This is a genomic window from Echinicola rosea (genome assembly GCF_005281475.1).
GTDB lineage: Bacteria > Bacteroidota > Bacteroidia > Cytophagales > Cyclobacteriaceae > Echinicola > Echinicola rosea.
The window spans coordinates 2232547-2254922 of record NZ_CP040106.1; the positions used below are offsets into that span (position 1 = coordinate 2232547).

A 22376-nucleotide genomic window follows, 5' to 3' on the forward strand; every position below is an offset into this window, starting at 1 on the left:
CGTGCTTAATTTTTAGGGTGAAATACAGTGGTAAACTGAAAATTACTGCCGTCAAAAAGTCCTTTATCACTTAATTTCAAAGCTGGGATGACCAGCAGCGCCATAAAACTCAATGTCATGAACGGGGAGTCCAGCGTGGCGCCCATTTTTTTTGCCAGACGGTCTATTTCTGTATAGGCCTTGGCGACTTCATACCCATCATCTGCAGACATGATGCCGGCGATCGGTAGTGGTAGTATAAGGCTTTCGGCAGCAGAAACGGCCGCAATACCACCTTTTTCTCTGATGACCATGTTGACGGCTTTAGCAATGGCTCCGTCATCAGTGCCCACGGCTAGGATATTGTGCGAGTCATGTCCTACAGAAGAGGCGATTGCCCCTTCCTTAATCCCAAAGTTTTTGATAAAAGCCATGGCAGGGGCAGCGTCTTGATACCGGTTGACAACGGTAAATTTTAAAATATCCTCGGCTACATTGGCCTCAGCAAAGCCGTCTTTTACCAAAATGGCAGCAACGAGCTCATTGGTGATTAATTGGCCGTCCTTCGCTTCAATGATCCTGGCAAGGGAAGAAGAAGCTTTTAGTCTAAAATCTTCCGGCTTTTTTAGGGAAGTATCAAAATTATTAATCGGAGAAGTGGTGACCGAAGAGATGAGGGATTTTCCATTTTCAGCTACCTTTTGGCCTTTGATATAGGTGGCTGCTACTTCGAAGTCAGTCAAGTTTTTGCAGCATATAAAGTCAGCAGGATCGCCAAGCTTTAATTGGCCTACATCCATACGATAGTGTGCGATGGGGTTGAGACAGGCAGCTTTTAGTACGTTGAACATGTTTTTTCCTTTGCTCACCGCCCTGGCCACCAGTTGGTTGATGTGTCCGATGGCAAGGTTGTCAGGATGTTTGTCATCGGAGCAGAACATCACGTTATCAGCGTTTTTATCCATAAGGTCAATCAGCGCGTCGAAGTTTTTGGCGGCACTTCCCTCGCGAATGATGATTTTCATGCCATGCTGTAGCTTGGATAGTGCTTCCTCCTCGGTGAAGCATTCATGGTCCGTGGAGATTCCGGCTGCGATGTATTTTTTTGCAGCGTCTCCTTTCAGGCCTGGTGCGTGACCATCGACGGGTTTCTGGTGTTTGGCTGCAACAGCTATTTTTTCCAGCACTGCCGGATCTTTGTTGATCACTCCCGGCCAATTCATCATTTCTGCCAAATAAGCGACTTCTTTTCGGCTGAGGAGCTCATCGATGTCATCGGCTGTGATTTCTCCACCGGCGGTTTCAAAAGGCGTGGCAGGGACACAAGAGGGCGCGCCAAAATAGAAGTTGAAATTTACTTTTTTGCCATTTTCTATCATGTAATCCACGCCTTCTTTGCCACAGACATTTGCGATTTCATGAGGATCCGATACCGTGGCGACCGTGCCATGGACAACGGCCAGCCGGGCAAATTCAGAAGGAATCAGCATGGAAGATTCTACATGGACATGAGCATCTATGAATCCAGGCATCAGGTAGTGTTCAGGGGCACTGTCGATAGGTGTGATGGAAGAGATCTTTCCGTCTTTGATGGTTATTTCAGAAGGAGAAATGCTTTGCTCCATGATATTAACTAGCTGACCTTTAATGGAAAAAGTGCTCATTTTAAGGTTGATTTTAGATGGAATAATTCTAAATATAGGGAATTTACATGGATTTTTTGGATTCAGTGGGGTGTGAGGCTGCTTCTTCGTAGAATGGCTGTATTAGTCCCTGATTATCCATAATTATCCACCCAAAAACTTTATATTTGCACCGTAAAAGAGTTTAGTACCGTGAATTTTTGAAATGAAGAAAATTGTAATTGCCATAGATGGCTTTTCAGGCTGTGGTAAAAGTAGCACGGCCAAACAGGTGGCCAAGAAATTAGGCTACACTTATATTGATTCTGGAGCCATGTATCGGGCAGCTACCTTGCATTTCATCAACAAGTTCACGGAACTGACCAACCCAAAAGACATCCAGCGAGCCTTGGATAGCCTTGAGATCGCTTTTCACCAGAATGAGGCAAGTGATCACCAAGACACCTACCTGAACGGGCTTAATGTGGAGAAGAAAATCCGGAGCATGGAAGTTTCCGAAAAAGTCAGCGAGATAAGTAAGATCAAAGAAGTCCGGCAAGAACTGGTAGCGCAACAACAACGTTTGGGCAAACACAAGGGAGTGGTTATGGACGGCAGGGATATTGGTACGGTGGTATTCCCCGGTGCGGAACTAAAAGTGTTTATGACTGCAGATACCAAGATCCGGGCAGAGCGGAGGCAGAAGGAATTGTTGGAGAGGGGAGAGTTGGTAGAGCTGGATAAAATCATCCACAACCTACAGGAACGTGACAGGATCGATTCCAGTCGCTCAGAAAGTCCCTTAAAAAAAGCTGATGATGCTGTAGAAATCGACACGAGTTTATTGGATTTTGAAGAGCAGATATGCCAGATTACGGATTTGGCCAAAAAGAAAATTGAAGAAAACTAATAAAAGATGCAGGTAACGATAGACAAAAACTCAGGCTATTGCTTTGGGGTGGAATTTGCCATCAAGATGGCAGAGGATGAGATGGAGGATGGAGGCCGTCTGTACTGCCTAGGGGATATCGTCCACAACGATATGGAGGTGAAGCGTCTGAGTGATAAGGGGTTGGTCGTGATCGGCCGGGATGAGCTCAAGGAACTGAAAGATTGTAAGGTGCTAATCAGGGCACATGGGGAGCCACCGGAGACGTACAGATTGGCCATTGAAAATAACATAGAGCTGATCGATGCTTCGTGCCCTGTAGTGCTCAAGCTCCAGCACCGTGTAAAGACGGCATTTGATAAAATCGAGAAAAAAGATGGCCAAATCGTCATTTATGGAAAAAAAGGTCATGCCGAGGTCATCGGACTTACCGGGCAGACCATGGAGAAAGCCATTGTGGTGATGGAGGACAAGGACTTGGAGAAGATCGATTTCAGCAAGCCAGTGACCCTCTTTAGCCAGACTACTAAAAGTACAAAGGGATTTTATGCCCTAAAGGCCAAGATCGAAGAAAAGATGGCCGCAGCTAACCAAACCTTGGAGGAGATTGACTTTACGGCGAACGATTCCATTTGCCGCCAAGTGTCCAACAGGGAGCCGCAGTTGACACGATTTGCGAATGAAAATGATGTAATTATTTTTGTGGCAGGCAAAAAAAGTTCTAACGGCAGGGCGCTTTACCAAGTTTGCAAGGCTCAAAATCCGCGGAGTTATTTCATCGAAAATGAAGGAGAAATCGATCCGGATTGGTTTGGCAGTGATGACAAAGTGGGGATTTGTGGTGCTACTTCTACGCCCATGTGGCTAATGGAGCAAGTAATGGCGTATATCAACTCGCTGGACCAGCCCGTAACACAGGTCTAAAAGTGGGTGTAAAATCAAAAAAGACCAAGTGCCGCCTGTAAATATTCGGCCAATTAGCTTCTAATAACTAATGTATTTTATTAGATTTGAGGCGTTTTTCAAAGGACCATATAGTTTCAAATAAAATATGTCAAAACTAGTTAAGCTTAAGAAGGGATTTGATATTAAGCTGGAGGGAAAGGCAGAAAAGAAAACTGAAGCTTTCCAGCCGGCTCAGACCTTCGCGATCAAGCCTACAGACTTTGTAGGTATGCAGCGTCCAAAAGTAACTGTCAAGGAAGGAGATACCGTAAAAGCGGGCACTCCCATTCTATTTGACAAAAAACTTGAATCCGTTCTTTATGCAGCTCCCGTTTCAGGAGAGATTGTCGAGATCAAAAGAGGTGAAAAAAGAAAACTATTGGAGATCAAAATCATGGCCGATAAAGAGATCAGCTATGAGGCGTTCACCAAGTTTTCGGAGTCAGACCTCAAAAGCCTCACAAAAGAGCAAGCTGTTGACGCTCTCCTAAAAGGTGGTGTATGGCCACAAATCATCCAGCGCCCATATGGGGTCGTGGCCAACCCAGAAGATGATCCTAAAGCGATCTTTATTTCTGGCTTCGATTCCCACCCACTTGCACCCGATTATGGAGTGTTACTCAAAGGACAAGAAAAGTATTTTCAAGCTGGCCTTAACATCCTCAAAAAACTTACTTCCGGAAAAATCCACCTCAACCTAGACCAGGATTCTGAGGTGTCACCCGTATATGCCGGTGTGCAAGGTGTAGAAGTGAACAAGTTTTCAGGCCCACACCCAGCAGGAAATGTAGGTGTACAGATTCACCATTTAAATCCAATCAACAAAGGAGAGGTGGCATGGACCATCAATCCTTATGGGGTGGTTCAGGTAGGCAAACTGCTCCTTGAGGGGATTTACGACGCTTCTAAAGTGATCGCTATTACTGGTTCTGAAGCCAAGAAGGCTGTTTATGCTAAAACCTATCAAGGTGCCTGCGTGGATAAATTGGTCGTGGACAACACCAAGTCTGATCATTTTAGAGTAGTTTCTGGAAACGTGCTTACAGGAGAAAAAATCAATCACGATGGGTACTTGGGGTACTATGACCACCAGATCACCTTGCTTCCTGAAGGCGACTATTACGAGTTTATGGGCTGGGCCAAACCGACCAGTAGTAAACTGAGTTTCCACCGTGCACTAGGCTTATTGTCTTTCCTTTCTCCAAGCAAAGAATTTGTATTGGATACCAACACACGAGGTGAGGAAAGGGCATTTGTGCAGACAGGGGTATTCGAGCAGGTCACTCCAATGGACATTTTCCCAATCTATCTTCTGAAAGCCATCATGGCGGAGGATTTCGATGAAATGGAAGAATTGGGGATTTATGAAATAATCGAGGAAGATTTGGCACTTTGTGAATTTATCGATGTGTCCAAACACCCTGTTCAAGACATTGTCAGAAAAGGAATAGAACTAATTCAATATAGTTAATCAATATGAAGTTTCTACGTGATCTGTTAGATAAACAGAAGCCGCTCTTTCAAAAGGGAGGTAAATTTGAGAATTTATATTACTTGTATGAGGCCGGAGAGACGTTTATGTTTTCTCCCAACCATACAACGGGTATAAAAGGTGCTCAGGTAAAAGATGCCATCGATCTGAAGCGGATGATGATCACCGTGGTGGTAGCCCTTTTGCCTTGTCTGCTATTTGGTATTTATAACGTTGGCGAGCAACATTATCTAGCGGTGGGTGAAGCTGTTGGTTTCGGCGAAAAATTCCTGCTGGGCTTGAAATTGGTGCTGCCAATTGTTATCGTAGCCTATGCGGCAGGGGGGATTGTAGAGGCGATCTTTGCCGTAATCAGGAAGCACCCTATCAATGAAGGATTCTTGGTGACAGGGATGTTGGTTCCTTTGGTAGTGCCTGCTTCTATGCCGCTATGGCAAGTGGCCTTGGCTACCATATTTGCAGTAGTGATTGCAAAGGAAGTATTTGGAGGTACCGGGATGAATATATTGAACGTGGCCATGACGGCCAGGGCGTTCTTGTATTTTGCCTACCCTGCCCAAATCTCCGGAGATCAGGTTTGGACGTATCTGGGAGAGAAAACCGCCGTGGACGGATTTTCCGGAGCGACAGCACTTTCTGTAGCTTATGGAGCCGGTCAAAGTGGCGAGGCAGTTACGAGTGCCCTTGCCTCCCATAATGCGAGCATTGGTGATCAGCTTTACAGCTTTGCCAATATGTTCTTTGGTTTTATCCCAGGTTCTATTGGTGAGACATCTACTTTGATGTGTTTGATCGGTGCATTGATCCTGATCGCTACTGGCGTAGGAAGCTGGAAAATCATTGTAAGTGGATTTGCAGGTACTTATATCATGGGATTGATCATGAATGCTTTTGCTGCAAATGAGTTTATGGCAATGCCTGCACACTACCACTTGGTCATGGGCGGTGTGGCTTTCGGTATCGTATTTATGGCTACTGACCCTGTTTCAGCATCACAGACCGAAAAAGGAAAGTGGCTATACGGCCTACTGATTGGTTTCTTGACCGTGATCATAAGGGTGACCAATCCCGCTTACCCAGAGGGCATTATGTTGGCAGTTCTATTGATGAACGTCTTCGCTCCACTTATTGATTATTATGTTGTAAAAGCAAACAAGAAAAGGAGGTTACAACGTGCAACAGTCTAATACATATATCATAACATTCTCGGTAATTCTTACCGTAGTGCTCGGATTTTTACTTTCTGGAACCTCCCAGCTGTTGGGGCCGATTCAGAAGGAAGCCGTGGCACTGGACAATAAAAAGCAGATCCTAGGAGCTGTAATGGAAGCGGAAAAAATCGCCGCCATGAAGCCTAAGGAGATCAATGAATACTACGAGAATACCATTTCCTCAAAAGTGGTAAATATCAATGGTGAGGAAGTAACAGAGCAAGATGGTGCAGAAGTAACTGCAGAAACAGTGGACGTGGCCAAAAATTATAAGAAGCCTGCTGACGAGCGACTATTCCCTGTGTACATTTATCATGAGGAAGGTAGTGAGGACAAAGTAGTCGCTTATATCTTGCCACTCTATGGAGCAGGACTATGGGACGCTATCTGGGGCTACCTGGCCTTGCAAACCGACCTGAACACCATCGAAGGGGTGACCTTTAGCCACGCTGGGGAGACCCCAGGTCTTGGTGCCAGGATCACTTCAGGTGAAGTGCAACAAAGGTATCAAGGTAAAGAGATATTTGGTGAAGGAGGAGAACTGCAGGCAGTAGAAATGCAAAAAGGTGAAGGGAAGGATTATTCATCAGAGCCACATAAGGTGGATGGCATGTCTGGAGCCACTATTACTGGTGATGGAGTGAACAAAATGCTACAAAACTACTTGGGATATTATCAATCTTACCTGGACAAAGTAAAAGGTAAGTCCTAATAGTTTTGCTTTAAAAATATTGTAGAACGTCTCAACATAATATGATATGAGTACAGAAACAGCAGAAAAGACAGAAGTCAAAAAGCCCGCCGAGGCGCTCCTGTCCAAGCGAAGAAAAAAATTGATTTCTGACCCGTTGGTAGATGACAACCCGATTACCATACAGGTATTGGGGATTTGTTCTGCATTGGCGGTGACCACTCAGATGAAGCCTACCTTGGTAATGGCACTGTCGGTGATCTTTGTGATCGTGATGTCCAATTTGACCATTTCGATCATGAGAAATACCATTCCTACCCGTGTTCGGATCATCGTACAGTTGGCAGTAGTGGCTACTTTGGTGACCTTGGTAAATGAGATTCTGAAGGCATTTGCCTATGATATGTACAAGGAGTTGTCCGTATTCGTAGGCTTGATTATTACCAACTGTATTGTGATGGGCCGACTAGAGGCATTTGCATTGGGCAATAAGCCCTATGATTCTGTATTGGATGGCTTTGGCAGTGCGTTGGGATATTCATGGATCATTCTTGCAGTAGCCTTCTTCAGAGAGCTGTGGGGATCAGGTTCAGTATTCGGTATTCCTGTTTTCGATACCGTTTCTTCTTGGTTCGGAGAGGACTTCTCTTTGGCCACCAATGGCTTGATGGTTAGCCCGGTGGGTGCCTTTATCATCCTTGGATTGATTATCTGGGTACAGCGTACCAAGACAGGATATGTAGAACATTAAAATATCGCTAAGAGATGGAATTATTTAGCTTAGGAATCCGGTCAATCTTTATTGACAATATGGTATTTGCTTACTTCTTGGGAATGTGCTCTTTCTTGGCCGTTTCCAAAAAAGTGAGTACCGCTTTAGGCCTTGGTGCAGCGGTAATCTTCGTATTGACGATTACCGTGCCTTTAAACTGGCTTTTGAATGAATTTGTATTGAAGGAAGGGGCATTGTCCTTTTTAGGAGAATCTTTTGCCACCATTGATCTTACCTTCTTGAGGTTTATCATGTTCATCGCTATTATCGCAGCGATGGTGCAATTGGTGGAGATGGTGGTAGAAAAATTTGCCCCTGCACTCTATGGTGCACTGGGGATTTTCCTTCCGCTGATTGCCGTAAACTGTGCGATTCTTGGTGGATCCCTTTTTATGGCGCAGAGAGACTATACCTTGGCTGAAGCAGGTGTTTATGGATTTGGTTCTGGCACTGGCTTTTTCCTTGCAATTGTAGCTTTGGCTGCGATTCGTGAAAAATTGAAGTACTCAAATGTACCTAATGGTCTTAAAGGTCTAGGTATTACGATGTTGATTACTGGACTGATGGGCATTGCCTTTATGTCATTTATGGGCATCGACCTGTAAGATTTTCCAGTATCATAAAATATTATGAGAAGCCCTTCCTTTTTGGTTGGGCTTTTTTATTGTTATCACTGATTCAGGCATTATTTTTATGGGTAATGTGAAAACCAAAACATGGAATCTATGTCATTCACCTCTAAGCGTATAGCAAATTACTTCTTTAAAGGGTTACTTTTTGTGGCTCCCCTGGCATTGACGGTATATATCATTTATTATATCGTTCAGTTTTTGGACAATCTATTGCCTGTACCGGTGCCAGGGCTGGGAATTTTGATCGTTTTTGGGTTGATTACATTTATTGGCTACTTGGCAAATATATTCATTACCAGACCTATTTTTGAACTTGTAGAAAGATGGCTTTTCAGAATCCCATTGGTCAATATTCTCTATACGAGTATCAAAGACTTGATGTCTGCCTTTGTCGGAGACAAAAAGAAATTCAATACACCAGTTATCGTCAAGTTATCAGAACATGTTAGCCGCTTGGGTTTTATTACTCAAGAAGACCTGTCCATGATCGACGAGGAGGACTTGGTGGCTGTTTACCTTCCTCATTCCTATAATTTCAGCGGTAATTGCTTTTTGGCTCCAAGAGAGAATGTCCGTATCCTGAAAGGCGCCAACAGTACGGAGGTGATGAAGTTTATTGTATCGGGGGGTGTTTCGGAGTTGAGCCAGCCCAAAAAGTAAAAAAAAGCTCCGGTAAAGGAGCTTTTTGATTTAAAATTATATACTCACGATTAAATTTGAGCTTCTAGTTTTTGGGCAAGTACAGCTTTAGGGACTGCACCTACTTGCTTGTCCACCACTTCGCCGTTTTTGAAGAAGAGAAGGGTAGGGATACTCCTGATGCCAAATTTAGAGGCTACAGCAGGGTTTGCATCTACATCGACTTTACCTATCACCGCTTTTCCGTCATATTCGCCAGCAATTTCTTCTACTACTGGCCCGATCATTTTACAAGGTCCACACCACTCAGCCCAGAAATCTACTAATATGGGTTGGTCTGATTTGATGATTTCCTCAAAGTTTGCGTCGGTAATTTCAATTGCTTTTGCCATTTTATTATTTGTTTAAGTTTCAATTTTCCTCAAATATAATATTCTAAAGTATTTTAGGTTTTATTTAGTTCCTTAATGGAGCAAATATTTCAACAAATACCTTAGCATTTGCAGCATTAAATGATTTTGTATTGTACTTCCGGGATGCTTTCCAGCTCCTGAATCATGTCCTGTGAAGGGTCGATCAGGAATTTGGTGGACCTCAGGTCCACGGCGATTTGCTCTTTGACGTCAGTGATATTGATAAAGAGCTTGGCTTCACCTTTGTACTTAGAGGTGATGGCTTCCAGTCTTTCCATTAAGTCCAAGGTAAGGTCATCCAGGCTGATGTTTAGCCGGAGGCCTTTGACCATTCTGCTGCGGACCTCATTGAGGAGCATGATATTGCCTATTTTAAATTCCAATTCGTCAGGATTCCACCGTTTTCCCTGTACACTCCCCGTGAAGTAAAGAAACCATCCAGTCATGAAATACTCCTTGTATTTGATGTAATCTTCTCCAAATAAAAAGAATGTGTGCCCACCATTGTAGTCCTCAAGGGTCAAGGTGCCAAAAGGGTTGCCATTTTTGGTCGTACGGTGGGCAAAGGATGTGACTACTCCAGCAGCTTTGATTTCACCTTTGGCTTTCAGTGCATCTGTATTGGAAAATTCAGACAGGGGGGTATTGGTAAATGAATCAAATTCTACCTTAAACTGATCCAAGGGGTGGCCAGAGATGTACAGTCCAACCACTTCCTTCTCGATATTGAGCTGTTGTAGTTGGCTGAATGGCTCTATAGGGGTAATGCTAGGCATAGGCACTTCCATCCCTGATCCACCGCCAAATAACGACACTTGGGAGCTTTCGGCTTCCTGGGCTTTCTTTTGGGCATACTTCACGGCTTTTTCGATAAGGGTAGCGTCATGCTCTGGTGCTTCCAGGTATTGCCGCCTATGGTGGTCAGGGAAACAATCAAAACCTCCGGCCATGGCCAGTGACTCCAGCGTCTTTTTATTGACTGAGCGGAGGTTTATGCGTTGGGTAAAATCGAAAATGCTTTTGAAAGGACCATTTTCTGCCCTTTCTTCGATTACGGAATGTACAGCAGCTCCCCCGGCACCTTTAATAGCGGCGAGACCAAAGCGGATTTGTCCCTCTTGGTTTACAGTAAAGCCATCCTTGGATTCATTTACATCTGGCCCCAGCACTTCAATGCCCATTCGCTTACATTCCTCCATAAAGAACGTCACCTGCGTGATGTCATTCATGTTGTTACTGAGCACAGACGCCATATATTCTGCAGGATAGTGGGCTTTTAGGTAGGCGGTTTGATAGGCTACCCAAGCATAACAGGTGGAGTGGGACTTGTTAAAGGCATAGGAAGCAAAGGCTTCCCAATCCTTCCATATTTTTTCGAGTTTGGTTTTGTCATGGCCTTTTTCGGCCGCTTGGTTGACGAATTTTGGCTTCATCTTGTCCAAGACATCACGAAGCTTTTTACCCATGGCTTTCCGAAGTACGTCGGCCTCACCTTTGGTAAATCCTGCAAGCTTTTGAGAAAGTAACATTACCTGTTCCTGATAAACGGTAATCCCATAGGTCTCCTGGAGGTATTCTTCCATGTCGTCCAGGTCATAGGCGATGGGCTCTAGTCCATGTTTCCTTTTGATGAAACTTGGAATGTATTCCAATGGCCCCGGACGGTAAAGGGCGTTCATGGCGATCAAGTCAGCAAAAACCGTTGGTTTGAGCTCTCGCATGTATTTCTGCATGCCTGGAGATTCATATTGGAAGATACCAACGGTTTCGCCTCGCTGAAAGAGCTCATAGGTTTCCTTATCATCAATTGGGAAATTTTCCGGATCCAATTCGATACCATGGCGTTCTTTTACGATACGAACGGCATCTTTGATAAGCGTGAGGGTCTTTAGGCCCAAAAAGTCCATTTTCAGCAGGCCAGCATTCTCTACCACGGAGTTGTCAAACTGCGTACAGTACATGTCCGAGTCCTTTGCCAGTGCCACAGGTACAAAATTGGTGATGTCATCCGGCGTGATGATCACACCACAGGCATGGATGCCGGTATTCCGGACAGATCCTTCGAGAATCTTGGCTTGGTTGATGGTTTTGCTAAGGTCATCATTGCCTTTGGAGATATTGATCAGCTCATAGGCCTTGTCAATGTTCTCGGAATTGTTTTTAAGCTTCTCGGCCAGCTTTGCCCGGTCATTGGCCAGTCCAAAGAGTGCTTTTAGCTTGATGTCGGGCACCAATTTGGCCAGGCGGTCGGCGTCTGAGAGCGGTAAGTCCAAAGCCCTGGCAGTGTCACGAATGGCTGATTTTGCCGCCATGGTACCATAAGTAATGATTTGTGCCACTTGGTTGGCACCGTATTTTTCGATCACGTAATCGATTACTTTTTGACGGCCGTGGTCATCAAAGTCAATGTCAATATCGGGAAGGGAGACCCTGTCCGGATTAAGGAATCTCTCAAAAAGGAGGTCGTACGCAACGGGATCTACATTGGTGATGCCGATACAATAGGCGACTGCCGATCCTGCTGCTGATCCACGGCCAGGCCCCACGGATACGCCCATTTCCCGTGCTGCAGTGGTGAAGTCTTGAACAATCAAGAAGTAGCCCGGATATCCCGTGTTGGCAATAATGGACAGCTCAAAGTCCAGCCTTTCCCTGATTTCCTCGGTGATTTCAGGGTAGCGGCGCTTGGCCCCTTCATACGTCAGGTGCCGTAAATAGGCGTTTTCACCACGTTTGCCACCGTCCTCATCGTCCTGGGGATCCTGGAACCTTTCGGGGATATTGAATTTTGGGAGGAGTACTTCCCTCGCCAGTTTATAGGCTTCTACCTTTTCGATGATTTCATTGGTGCATTCAATGGCTTCTGGGAGATCAGCAAAGAGCTTTTTCATCTCTTCGGGTGTTTTGATATAAAACTCCTCATTGGGAAAGCCATAGCGGAACTCCCGGCCTTTCTTGCCAATATATCTTTTGGGTTTATCTACCTTCTCTCCATCTTTTACGCAGAGTAGGATGTCGTGAGCCTTCGCGTCATTCTTGGTGTTGTAATAGGTGTTGTTGGCCGCAAAATACTTGACGTCATATTTTTGGGCAAAGCGGAGGAGGACTTCGTTTACTTTTTCTTCTTCCGGAATGCCATGCCGGTTTAGCTCCACATAGAAGTCATCGCCAAACTGTTCCTTCCACCATACGAAGGCTTCTTCTGCTTGCGTCTCCCCGACATTGAGGATAAGAAAAGGAACTTCTCCCCAAAGGCCGCCAGTGGTGGCGATGATATCCCCTTTGTACTGGGTCAACAGTTCCTTGTCAATTCGGGGGACATAATAAAACCCTTGTGTATAGGCAAAAGAAGCTAATTTAGCCAAATTGTGATAGCCCGTTTTGTTTTTGGCAAGCAATACTGCTTGGAAGCCATCATCTTTTTGGGATTTGTTTTGGTGGTCACGGCAGATATTGAATTCACAACCTACCACAGGTTTTATGTCATTGTCCATAGCTGCTTTTACAAAGTGAAAAGCAGCCATCATATTGCCATGATCGGTCATGGCGATGGCAGGCATGTTAAACTCCTTCGCCCGGGCGACCATGGCCGGGATCTCAGAGGTGGCTTGGAGAATGGAGTACTGGGTATGGACGTGCAAATGGCTGAATGGAGTGTCCACCAAATCACTGATGTCAGCTTTTCGGGCCTGCTTGATCACATCTTGGGCGGCCTCCTTTTGCTGGTCCCTGGCCGCTGCAAAGTTGGCTGCATCCAGTTTTGGCGGCTCGTAAATGACTTCCTCTACGGCAAGGCCTTCTTCTGGCGGCTGTACCTTTGCAGTGATCAGGCCGAAGAAACATTTGGCGGTGGCATCCACGTCATAAGCAGCATCGTGGGCATCCTCGAAGCCTACACCGAAGAGTTTTTGGTGGAGCTCTGTGAGGGTAGGCCATTTGTATTTGCCTCCTTTTCCCCCAGGGATCGCACAGAAATCCGTGGAGATATCCTTGGTGTCAAGCTCTTTCTTTTCCAAGAGCTGCATGGGCAGGTCCACCCGTAAAAATTCCGCTCCGCAGACATTGATGTCGAAGCCAATATTGTGACCGACCAGGTATTGGGCTTTTTCTACATCCTTATGGAAAATCTCCAGAACTTCTTTCAGGTCATGCCCTTCTTTTAATGCTCGGTCGGTGGAAATGCCGTGGACCTTTTCCGCATTGTAGGGGATGGTAAAGCCTTCTGGTTTGACAATGTAATTTTGATTGGAAATCAGTTTGCCCCGCTCATCATGAAGCTGCCACGCCAGCTGTACCAATCGCGGCCAGTTGTCCAGATCAGTGATCGGGGCATTGTAATTTCTGGGTAAACCAGTGGTTTCGGTATCAAAAATAATGTACATATAGACTCCTTGGATTTTTAGAAATTGGGGAATCTAAATTAAGCCTAAACTTTTGAATCTGCCAGTGGGAAGACGGGAATTGTCCCAGTATTTTGATTCCCGTATCCAGGAAGATACCTCCTTTGTTATTATGAAGTTTACCCTCAAGGTTTTGGGGAAATCCACAGGACATGTTTCGGGATTACAGCAAATGGGTATTTCGTGTGATGACCAAAAAATGGTACAAAATTCAGGTTTTTAGGGCATGTTTGATGGAAAGTTTACTTTGTTGTATTCGATATTTTTGTTATATTGAAGTATGAAATTTTAGGCGGATATCTTGTCAAAATCACACCAAAATACAGCTTGTCTTCTCTTATTTTTAAGAAAACCACAAAATAATTATGGGAAAAACAATTATTGTCTCTAACAGGCTGCCTGTTAGTTTACGGCATAAGAACGGAAAATTTGAATTTAAACCCAGTGCAGGTGGATTGGCTACCGGTTTGGGCTCCATTTACAAGGAAGGAGAGAATATATGGATCGGCTGGCCAGGCAACGATGTGGAAGACCCGGAGCAGCGTGCTGAAATCATCATTGAACTGCACGAGTTGAAAATGGCACCGGTTTTTTTGACGAGGGAGGATATCGAGCAATTTTATGAGGGATTCAGCAACGAAACCCTTTGGCCGGCATTTCACTATTTCACCCAAAACATCAATTACGACGAGCACCATTGGGAAGCTTATGTGCGGGTGAACAAGATGTTTTGTGACGCCATTTTGAAAAAAGCAGACCCGGATGATACGATATGGGTACATGATTATCAGTTGCTGCTGCTGCCGCAAATGCTTCGGGAGAAATTGCCCAATGCTACTATAGCCTTTTTCCAGCACATTCCTTTTCCTTCGTACGAGGTGGTGAGGATGTTGCCTTGGCGGCATGAGATTTTGACGGGGATGTGTGGGGCGGATTTGATCGGCTTCCATACTTATGATGACATGAGGCACTTTTTGAGTGCCGTGGGACGGATCATGGGCTTGTCCAATGAAAGTGGCTATATCCAGGCAGAAAACCGCCTGATCAATGTGGACAGCTTTCCAATGGGGATCGATTACGATAAGTTTGCCAAGTCGGCCAAATCCAAAAAGACGCAGACCATCGCCAAGAAATTTTTGGAATTGCTTGGCGATCAGAAGCTTCTGCTTTCCATTGATCGGCTGGATTACTCTAAAGGGATTCCCAAGCGTATCAAAGCCTTCGATCGCTTTTTGGAAGAAAATCCCGAATACCACGGAAAGGTTTCCATGATTATGGTAGTAGTGCCTTCTCGCGACAAGGTGCGGTCTTATCAGCGGCTCAAAGAAGAAATCGATACGTTGGTGGGACGTATAAACAGTGACTATTCCACCCTCAATTGGGTGCCGATCCATTATTTCTATCGAAGTTTTCCATTTGAAGAGCTGAGTGCCTTCTATGCGATGTCTGATATTGCCTTGGTGACGCCTTTGCGGGATGGGATGAACCTTGTCTGCAAGGAGTTTGTGGCGAGTAAGGTGGACAAGAAGGGCGTGCTGATCCTTTCTGAAATGGCGGGGGCGAGCAAAGAGTTACAGGACGCTATTTTGGTCAATCCAAACAATAACAAGGGCGTGGCAGAAGCCATCAAGCAAGCCATCACCATGACCGAGAAAGAACAGCGCGCGCGCATCGTGTCCATGCAGGAGACCATTCAGCGTTATGATGTGTTCCAGTGGGTAAAAGTGTTTATGGACCGATTGCAATATGTCAAGCAAAAACAGCTGGATCTCCAGTCCAAAGAAGTGGATGCGGATGTGATCAGTGAGCTGCATGAGAATTTTAAAATAGCCAAAAAGCCTATTTTGTTCCTGGATTATGATGGTACGCTGGTCGGGTTTAAGGGCAAGCCGGAGGAAGCCAGTCCCGATGAAGAACTGAAAAGTTTGGTCAGCAAGCTGACCAAGAAATCTCAAGTAGTCGTTATCAGCGGGAGGGATAAGGAGACCCTGGGCAAATGGTTTAAAGGCCAGAAAGTGGATATCATCGCTGAACATGGCGTATGGCTGAAAATCAATGGCGGGAAAGACTGGGAGCTTTACGCTGACATAGATGACCATTGGAAGCCGGACATCAAATCGGTCATGGAATATTATGTGCAGCGTACGCCCGGTGCGCACATTGAGGAAAAACACCATTCCTTGGTATGGCATTATCGCAAGGTGGAAAGTGGATTGGGCGATCTGAGGATGCGTGAGCTCTTTAGCCACTTGAAATACATGGCCAGGGGACATAATCTACAAGTGCTGGAAGGAAACAAGGTGCTGGAGATCAAGCGTCCCGATATCAATAAAGGGCGAGCTGCCACTGCCTTTATGAAAGGAAATGAGTACGATTTCATCTTGGCCATTGGTGATGATTGGACCGATGAGGATACCTTCCAGGCCATGCCCGAAAATGCATTCAGCATCCGCGTAGGCTACAGCTATACCAAAGCCAATTACAATATCAAGAGCCCAAAAGAGGTGCGGTATCTGCTGAATAAGTTGACGTGATTGTATAAACCTGAGTTCGAGACTACAATGCAAGTAAAACTGTCAAAAACGTCATTGCGAACGGAGAGCAGCGGAGTGAAGCAATCTCGTATAAGGGACATTACCCCCTCGAAAAGGATGGACTTTGGGACAGGAGACTGCCACATCCTCCTTCCTCGGATTCGCAGTGACGGGAAACATAACGATAGGAAAGAAAAATGGAAAAAGGCGGATGCATTTACATATTGACAAACCAAAACAACACAACCCTCTATGTAGGTGTTACATCAAACCTTATTAAAAGAATACACGAACACAAATTCACTGAAAGTACTAAATCCTTTACATACAGATATAACATAAACAAACTCGTCTATTATGAAACTTTTCATTCCATTGAAGATGCTATTATTAGAGAAAAACAAATAAAAGGTGGAAGCCGAAAAAAGAAAAAAGAGTTAATAAACTCATTCAATCCTGACTGGAAAGATTTGTGGGATGATATTCAGAAATGGTGAAAATTTACCGCGAACACATCACTTACCCGTCATACGAACGCAGCGACAGCGGAATGAAGCAATCTCCTCTTCGGGACAGGGGACTGCCGCGTCGTTCCTCCTCGCAGTGACGAAATAGGAAAACGTCATTGCGAACCCTTTTTGGGGAGGCATGTGCGTTGGAAAAGGGTGTGGCAACTCGCCGCGGCGAGCTGCCACGGCTCCTCCACGCAAATCCATACTCACACCTCGCAGTGACGGTTTTTAAAATCGACCTGAGGTTATAAGGTATAAAGTCATCTGTTTGTAAAATCAATTAACGGTATAGGTTGACCTGGGAAACGTATAATGTTCTCAGGTCAACTTGTTTTTAAGTCATACGTTAATGTTTTAGATCGCTAAACTTTTAACCTCAGCTTTATGAAATTCAATCTGGTTTTTCTTTTGACGGCTTGTGTTTTTCTTTTTCAATGCCAAAAGTCAACTAAAACGACATCGGATATCCCCGTTATTCACATTGATCACGATGAGAAGAAAGCGGTTCATCTGGAGGATTTCGCGAGTGATTATGTAGAAATTCCATTAGAATTGACAAATTCTAGTATGATTAAATACGTCCAAGATATTGCTGTTTCGGATGAGCATCTTTACATTGTCGATATCAAGAATGGAGTTTTGCAGTTTGACCTAGAGGGTAACTTTGTTAAAAATATTGGGGAAATAGGAGATGAAGGTCCCGGGACGTATTTCACGCCGACTTCAATCGCATTTGATGATGATGAGCACGCGGTTTTAATTTCAGATATGTATCGGTTTTCATTGCATAAGTTTGATACAGCAGGGAAGTTAATGGCAGCGGTCAAAAAATTGCCTAGCAATCCCATTTTTATCAAAAATGCTATTGATGGCTATCAGGTGGTGGCAGAGAAGTTTGTCAATGGAGATGATGGTGAATATTATATTTCAGCGGAGATTTTTAGCACTAGTGAAGAATTTGATATTCAAAAAAAGATAAAGGTAGATCATCTAAAATTAAATGGCTCATCGGGAGCTGTGAGGAGTCAACCTTCTCTAATGTTTTTTTCAGAATACGACTCGATAAATTATTTTTATAACCCCATACTTCTTCCTCCTCGTGCATACAGGGGTAAATTCATTCGCGACACGTTGTATCAAGTGGAGAATGATCGTGTTTTACCAAAAGTGAGGTTTGAATTTTCAAGGAAAGTCTGGGATGGAAAGGAGAAAGTTTATCACCTCCGAAATGTCATGGCTTTCGACCATTTTTTCCTTGGTCAAATATGATTATCGGAACACGCCCTATTTGTTTATTTATGACAGGGATTCCAAAGAAGGGTTTGTGGTCAAAGAAGGCTTTAGTGTGCCGGGATATGAGGAAAAATATATGCCACACTCAAAATCCAATGGACAGATGTATTTGATCGTCCAGCATCCGCCCAAACCTGGCGAAGTCGAACCTAATCCATCCGTAATTCTTTTTTGACCTACCTATGATTCTGCCCTTTCCATCTGGGAGCGTGCTCCCAAAGGAATATCAATTACCGCCAGAAAGCCCTTTCCTAGCTGGCTTTCTATATTAAAAGTTCCTTTGAGCATCTGGACTTTCGCTTCAATGCCCAGCAGGCCAAAACCGCTGGAAGTTTTTTGTTGGTCCATGCCTGCCCCATTGTCTTCAATGGTGATGTTTATGGAGTCTCCGTGGTTGATAAGCTGCAGGTGAAGGTGGGATGCTTGTGCATGTTTGAGGGTGTTTTGGACGAGTTCTTGACAGATTCTGTAAATGGTAAGTTCTGTATGTTCAGGTAAGCGTTCGCTCAGTCCCAGGATTTGAAGTTCTCCAAACATTTTACCGCTTGCATTGATGTGCTCGATGAGGGTTTGTAATGCCGATGGAAGGCCAAAGCGTCTCAAAGAAACCGGAGACATATTATGTGCTATTCGCCGTACTTCTTCAATGGCTTCATCCATTTTATTCAGGGTGTCCAGGTTGCTTTTGGATGGAGACTTGGTAAAGCTTTGCAGGCCTTGCAATTGTATTTTGATAGTGGAAAGCAAGGATCCCAAGCTGTCATGTAGGTCTCCCGCGATGCGTTGTCGTTCGTCTTCCTGGGTCTGGATCAGGTCTTTGAGGTGATTGTTTTTTTGCTGTTCGATAAAGGAAATCAACTGCTTTTTTTCTTCTATCTCTTTGCTGATCTCCTGATTGAGCATGAGCGTTCTTTCGTGTGTTCGGGCATTTTCGATAATCATCCCGCCTTGGTTGGCGATGATACGGATCCAACGGGTCATGTCTTCGGTAAAATGTTCCTTGGCGTAACGGTTTTCCAGGTAGATGACCATGGAGAGGTAGCCGTTGATATTTATGGGCTGAATGAGAAATGATTTCACTCCACGGCTTTTCAGTGTCGCTATTTCAGAGAAACTACTTTCCTTGGCAAGGTCATTTACGATAAGTGGCATTTGGGTACGGTGGCACATGAGCATCAGTCCAGAAGGTACGAACGCGCCGTGCTGGGTTTTGGGAAGGAGGGCATGCTTTTTTTGGTCCAGTACATCACCATTGCTTTCGATCCATTCGATAGCGGTGCTGTCCGTTCCGGTAATTCTCATCAATAAGACCATGAGTTTTTTGCACAAAGGATCTAGCTCCAGGTCTCCGCTAAGTTCCCTTAGTACCGTTTCGATGTTGGGTTCAAGGTGGATAGCGCCCTCATTGAGAAGTACTTGGTATTGCTGGTACAATTGTTTTACTTTGGCAATTCCCTCCCATGCTGTATAGGCTTGGATAGCTATCTTAAGGTGTTTGGTGGCATCCTCGTTTTCTGATTTTTCGAGCAGGTATTTGGCCAGTAATTCGTTTGCGAGAGCAAGGTCATAATGGTTTTTACCGGCTTGATGAATGGATTTTTGATAAAGCTCTTTTACTGCATGATATGGCTGGTCATTTATCTTGGCCCACTCCGCTTGAAGGAGCCAAAAGATAGCCGCATAATTTTCGGGGGCATGATGGTACCAATGGTCACAGGCAGCAAGAATATCCCTAAGTTCATCAAGGTGATGATTTGCTTTATGGGGAGGCAGGTTATGCCAATTTTGGGTAAGGGAAAGGAACAGCAGTACCTGATTGGCTGGAACCAAAGGAGATCCCTCCTGTAGTTTTCGGTTTGCATTGGCTTCCCTGGCACTGTGCGAAGCCTGTTCGTAGTGACCCAAAAGAAAATAGTACCTTGCCCAAACGTGGTTGCGATAAAAGAGTTCCTCCTGAATGGTCAGTTTTGCAGCTAGCCAACTGGGCTGTTGTCGGGGAATGGAAAAAAATGTACGTTCTCCACAGAGGTAGCGAATTAGGCTTTTTTGGTAGTGGGTGATATAATATGTGAGCTCCATTCCGGGATAGGATTCCTCAAAGGCAAAATCAAGCAAAGACCGGATAGGGCGTCCGGAAAGAAAATGAAGGTTGAAAAGGTGGGTTTTGAGAATGTAAAGCCCAATGAGATCTCCTGTTTTTCTTCCCGCATCCATTCCTTCATTTAGCAGGGCAACGCTATGGTCAAAGGCTTTTTTCCACGGTTGGATATAAAATGCAAACACTCCAAAGACCCGGCACCGGTACTGCAGGTCTTTCCGGTATCGATTGATTTGGAGTCCTTGGGTGCCAAGCTGATATCCTTGGTCAATATTACCAGCGATGATGTTCATTCTCCCATAACTCACATAACCAATGGCTTTTACCCCTTCGTCTTCGCTGTTTTGAGACCTGTTGATGATTTGCAGGGCTGCCCAGATCATCAAGGTATCAGCGGTGTGGTGGAGGGCCATTCCGCCTACATACAGTAGTTTTAGAATGAAGTGTTGGTTGGTGCGGGCTTTGCGGGGGCTATTGCCAAGCGGCTGGTTTGCGTTATCGATCTCGTGTTTTAGTATTTTAATGGCCTCTTGGAGGGTTGTTTCACTTGAGGGAAGGATGAGGCCGAGTTCTGAAAGCGCCTCACGCAGGATAGACACCACTTTTCTATATCTTCCGAGATGGTTGTTGATGGTGATTTTAAGGATGTAACTTTCTGTCCTTTTTTCTTGATCCAGTAATCTTTCCAGTAAATGGTCCAGGTGGATTTCGGCTAGGTCATATTCTCCAAGATAATACTCCACCTTTGCCCTTTCCATATTGGTTTCCCAATAATGATCTTTTATTTCTTCCCAAGGGAGTGTCTTGAAGAGATCGGAGCTGATCTTTAAAAAATGGCGGGCCTGCTCGTGGCCATTGTCTTGCTTTTGCAGTTTGGCTACTTCCAAGTTGAGTTTGGCGCAAGTCAGGGTATGCCCTTTTCCCTTGACCAGGTCGAGAGACTGGTTGAAGTGCTGGGCTACCAGTACCTTTTCGGTACTGCTGAGTATTTCCAAGCCTCTACGGATAATGTGCTCGCCTATGAGGTAATGGATATTTGCTTTTTCGCTAAGTGGGATGCCATCATAGATTACTTCGCCAATGTACGTTTCTGCAAACCGGTAATCACCTTTTTGAAAAGTGAGCAGCCCCATTTCCAATGACTCCTGAAGGCTTTGCCGAAGCAGTTGCTCATTGCTTTCAAATAAGGAAAGCAATACTTTTTGGTTATAGTTGCCTATACAGGACAGCCAGGTGAGCAGCTTTAAAGACGGCTGGCTAAGTGCTTTTAGGCGATCCCATAGGATATCACGGGCATTCTGGCCATTGTAGCGCCGTTGGATTTTGTCGATGTTCCCGGACCATTTCCCCTTTTGACGGACGATCAGCTTTTCGGCTTTTAAGCTTTCGGCCAGGATTTGCATATAACTTGGGTTTCCCTCACAAAGTTTGTGAAACAAACGGTGGAGATGGGGCATGACAGATGCTCCCAGGATTTCCTCAAGAAAGCTATGGGTCTGTTCGGTGCGAAGGCCATGGAGTGGGATGATTTCCAGGGTTTTGGTTTCAAAGTTTAGCCATTCCATCAATTGGTTTACACGAAGGATATTTTCTTTGGACTCCCTACTGGCGCCGATTAGCCGCAGCTGCTGAGGAGATAAGCGAAGCAAAAGATAGTGCAACAGGTTAACGCTGGATCCGTCCATCCACTGCATATTGTCTGTAAAGACCAAAAATGGTTTGCCCAGAAAATCACTTAAAAAACCAAAAAGAGTGGTGAAAAGCGAATAGAGTTGGTTTTCTACTTTTGGGGTGGGAGAGGTGGGGGGGATCGTGTCCTTGCCAAGTAGTAAGGTCAGTTCGGGTATATAATCAAAAAGAAGCGGGAAGTGCTCGCCAAGTTTCTTTTTTAACTGCCCTGAGAAAACATCGAATTGGTCAGGAGTCAATTCTCTATAGACTTTTCTCAAAAACTCCCCGATACCGATTTTTATCCCTGCATACGGAATGTTGCGTTGTTGCTGTAAATGACTGATGGTGATCAGCAAATACTCGTCCTTATGTGTGTTTATGTAATGCTCTATCAAGTGGGTTTTCCCTACTCCGGAAGGTCCTGTGATGATGAGCCCACATGGCGATGACAGTCCTGTTTGGATAGGAGTCCCTATGAACTCATCCAGTTTTCTGGCGAGCTCAGGGTGGTGGGGGATAAGGGGCGGGGAAGAAGCGGGATAGGACATGGGTTGCATAATGATGTATTTGACCAGATTTCTGT

Annotated in this window: 16 protein-coding genes; 12 read left to right on the plus strand and 4 right to left on the minus strand. The window is 44.9% G+C overall.

The window, feature by feature from the left end:
* Nucleotides 1–5: 5 nt before the first annotated feature.
* Entirely contained in the window at nucleotides 6–1643 is a 1638-nt protein-coding gene (gene ade / locus FDP09_RS09095; protein ID WP_137402363.1) for an adenine deaminase, read from the minus strand.
* A gap of 184 nt (nucleotides 1644–1827) precedes the next feature.
* Between ade and cmk the strand changes: the two genes are divergently transcribed.
* The 8 genes from cmk (at nucleotide 1828) to FDP09_RS09135 (ending at nucleotide 8893) form a co-directional block, all read left to right on the plus strand.
* Nucleotides 1828–2511 carry a (d)CMP kinase gene (cmk, locus tag FDP09_RS09100; protein ID WP_137402364.1) on the plus strand — a complete coding sequence of 228 codons (684 nt, stop codon included), beginning with the start codon at nucleotides 1828–1830 and terminating at the stop codon, nucleotides 2509–2511.
* A 6-nt stretch (nucleotides 2512–2517) separates the two neighbouring features.
* Nucleotides 2518–3414: a 4-hydroxy-3-methylbut-2-enyl diphosphate reductase gene (locus FDP09_RS09105; RefSeq protein ID WP_137402365.1), complete on the plus strand. Its 897-nt coding sequence runs from the start codon at nucleotides 2518–2520 to the stop codon at nucleotides 3412–3414.
* Between the two features lie 127 nt (nucleotides 3415–3541).
* Nucleotides 3542–4906, plus strand: a complete 1365-nt coding sequence (locus FDP09_RS09110; RefSeq protein ID WP_137402366.1) for a Na(+)-translocating NADH-quinone reductase subunit A — start codon at nucleotides 3542–3544, stop codon at nucleotides 4904–4906.
* 5 nt (nucleotides 4907–4911) lie between these two features.
* Entirely contained in the window at nucleotides 4912–6114 is a 1203-nt protein-coding gene (locus tag FDP09_RS09115) for an NADH:ubiquinone reductase (Na(+)-transporting) subunit B (protein WP_137402367.1), read from the plus strand.
* Nucleotides 6101–6850, plus strand: coding sequence for an NADH:ubiquinone reductase (Na(+)-transporting) subunit C (gene nqrC, locus FDP09_RS09120; protein ID WP_137402368.1), 750 nt, complete (start codon nucleotides 6101–6103; stop codon nucleotides 6848–6850). Before FDP09_RS09115 ends, nqrC begins: the two co-directional genes overlap by 14 nt.
* 46 nt (nucleotides 6851–6896) lie before the next feature.
* The gene (locus tag FDP09_RS09125) at nucleotides 6897–7580 is read left to right on the plus strand and encodes an NADH:ubiquinone reductase (Na(+)-transporting) subunit D (protein ID WP_137402369.1); all 684 of its coding nucleotides are present in this window, start codon (nucleotides 6897–6899) and stop codon (nucleotides 7578–7580) included.
* Between the two features lie 14 nt (nucleotides 7581–7594).
* Nucleotides 7595–8206, plus strand: a complete 612-nt coding sequence (gene nqrE, locus FDP09_RS09130; protein ID WP_015265830.1) for an NADH:ubiquinone reductase (Na(+)-transporting) subunit E — start codon at nucleotides 7595–7597, stop codon at nucleotides 8204–8206.
* A gap of 120 nt (nucleotides 8207–8326) precedes the next feature.
* Complete coding sequence (locus FDP09_RS09135; RefSeq protein ID WP_137402370.1) at nucleotides 8327–8893, plus strand: DUF502 domain-containing protein; 567 nt, start codon at nucleotides 8327–8329, stop codon at nucleotides 8891–8893.
* A 50-nt stretch (nucleotides 8894–8943) separates the two neighbouring features.
* Here the strand turns inward: FDP09_RS09135 and trxA are convergent, their stop codons facing one another.
* The gene (gene trxA / locus FDP09_RS09140) at nucleotides 8944–9264 is read right to left on the minus strand and encodes a thioredoxin (RefSeq protein ID WP_137402371.1); all 321 of its coding nucleotides are present in this window, start codon (nucleotides 9262–9264) and stop codon (nucleotides 8944–8946) included.
* Nucleotides 9265–9380: 116 nt separating this feature from the next.
* Nucleotides 9381–13667, minus strand: coding sequence for a DNA polymerase III subunit alpha (gene dnaE, locus FDP09_RS09145; protein WP_137402372.1), 4287 nt, complete (start codon nucleotides 13665–13667; stop codon nucleotides 9381–9383).
* 383 nt (nucleotides 13668–14050) lie between these two features.
* Here dnaE and FDP09_RS09150 point away from each other — a divergent pair, with 383 nt between their 5' ends.
* From FDP09_RS09150 to FDP09_RS09165, 4 genes are all read left to right on the plus strand, one after another.
* Complete coding sequence (locus FDP09_RS09150; protein WP_137402373.1) at nucleotides 14051–16219, plus strand: bifunctional alpha,alpha-trehalose-phosphate synthase (UDP-forming)/trehalose-phosphatase; 2169 nt, start codon at nucleotides 14051–14053, stop codon at nucleotides 16217–16219.
* Nucleotides 16220–16416: 197 nt separating this feature from the next.
* Nucleotides 16417–16716, plus strand: coding sequence for a GIY-YIG nuclease family protein (locus FDP09_RS09155; RefSeq protein ID WP_137402374.1), 300 nt, complete (start codon nucleotides 16417–16419; stop codon nucleotides 16714–16716).
* Nucleotides 16717–17115: 399 nt separating this feature from the next.
* The gene (locus FDP09_RS09160; RefSeq protein WP_137402375.1) at nucleotides 17116–18000 is read left to right on the plus strand and encodes a 6-bladed beta-propeller; all 885 of its coding nucleotides are present in this window, start codon (nucleotides 17116–17118) and stop codon (nucleotides 17998–18000) included.
* Nucleotides 17960–18199 (plus strand): hypothetical protein, encoded by a 240-nt coding sequence (locus FDP09_RS09165; RefSeq protein ID WP_137402376.1) that lies wholly within the window; start codon nucleotides 17960–17962, stop codon nucleotides 18197–18199. Before FDP09_RS09160 ends, FDP09_RS09165 begins: the two co-directional genes overlap by 41 nt.
* A 5-nt stretch (nucleotides 18200–18204) precedes the next feature.
* Here the strand turns inward: FDP09_RS09165 and FDP09_RS09170 are convergent, their stop codons facing one another.
* Nucleotides 18205–22341: an AAA family ATPase gene (locus tag FDP09_RS09170; RefSeq protein WP_137404979.1), complete on the minus strand. Its 4137-nt coding sequence runs from the start codon at nucleotides 22339–22341 to the stop codon at nucleotides 18205–18207.
* Between the last annotated feature and the right edge of the window lie 35 nt (nucleotides 22342–22376).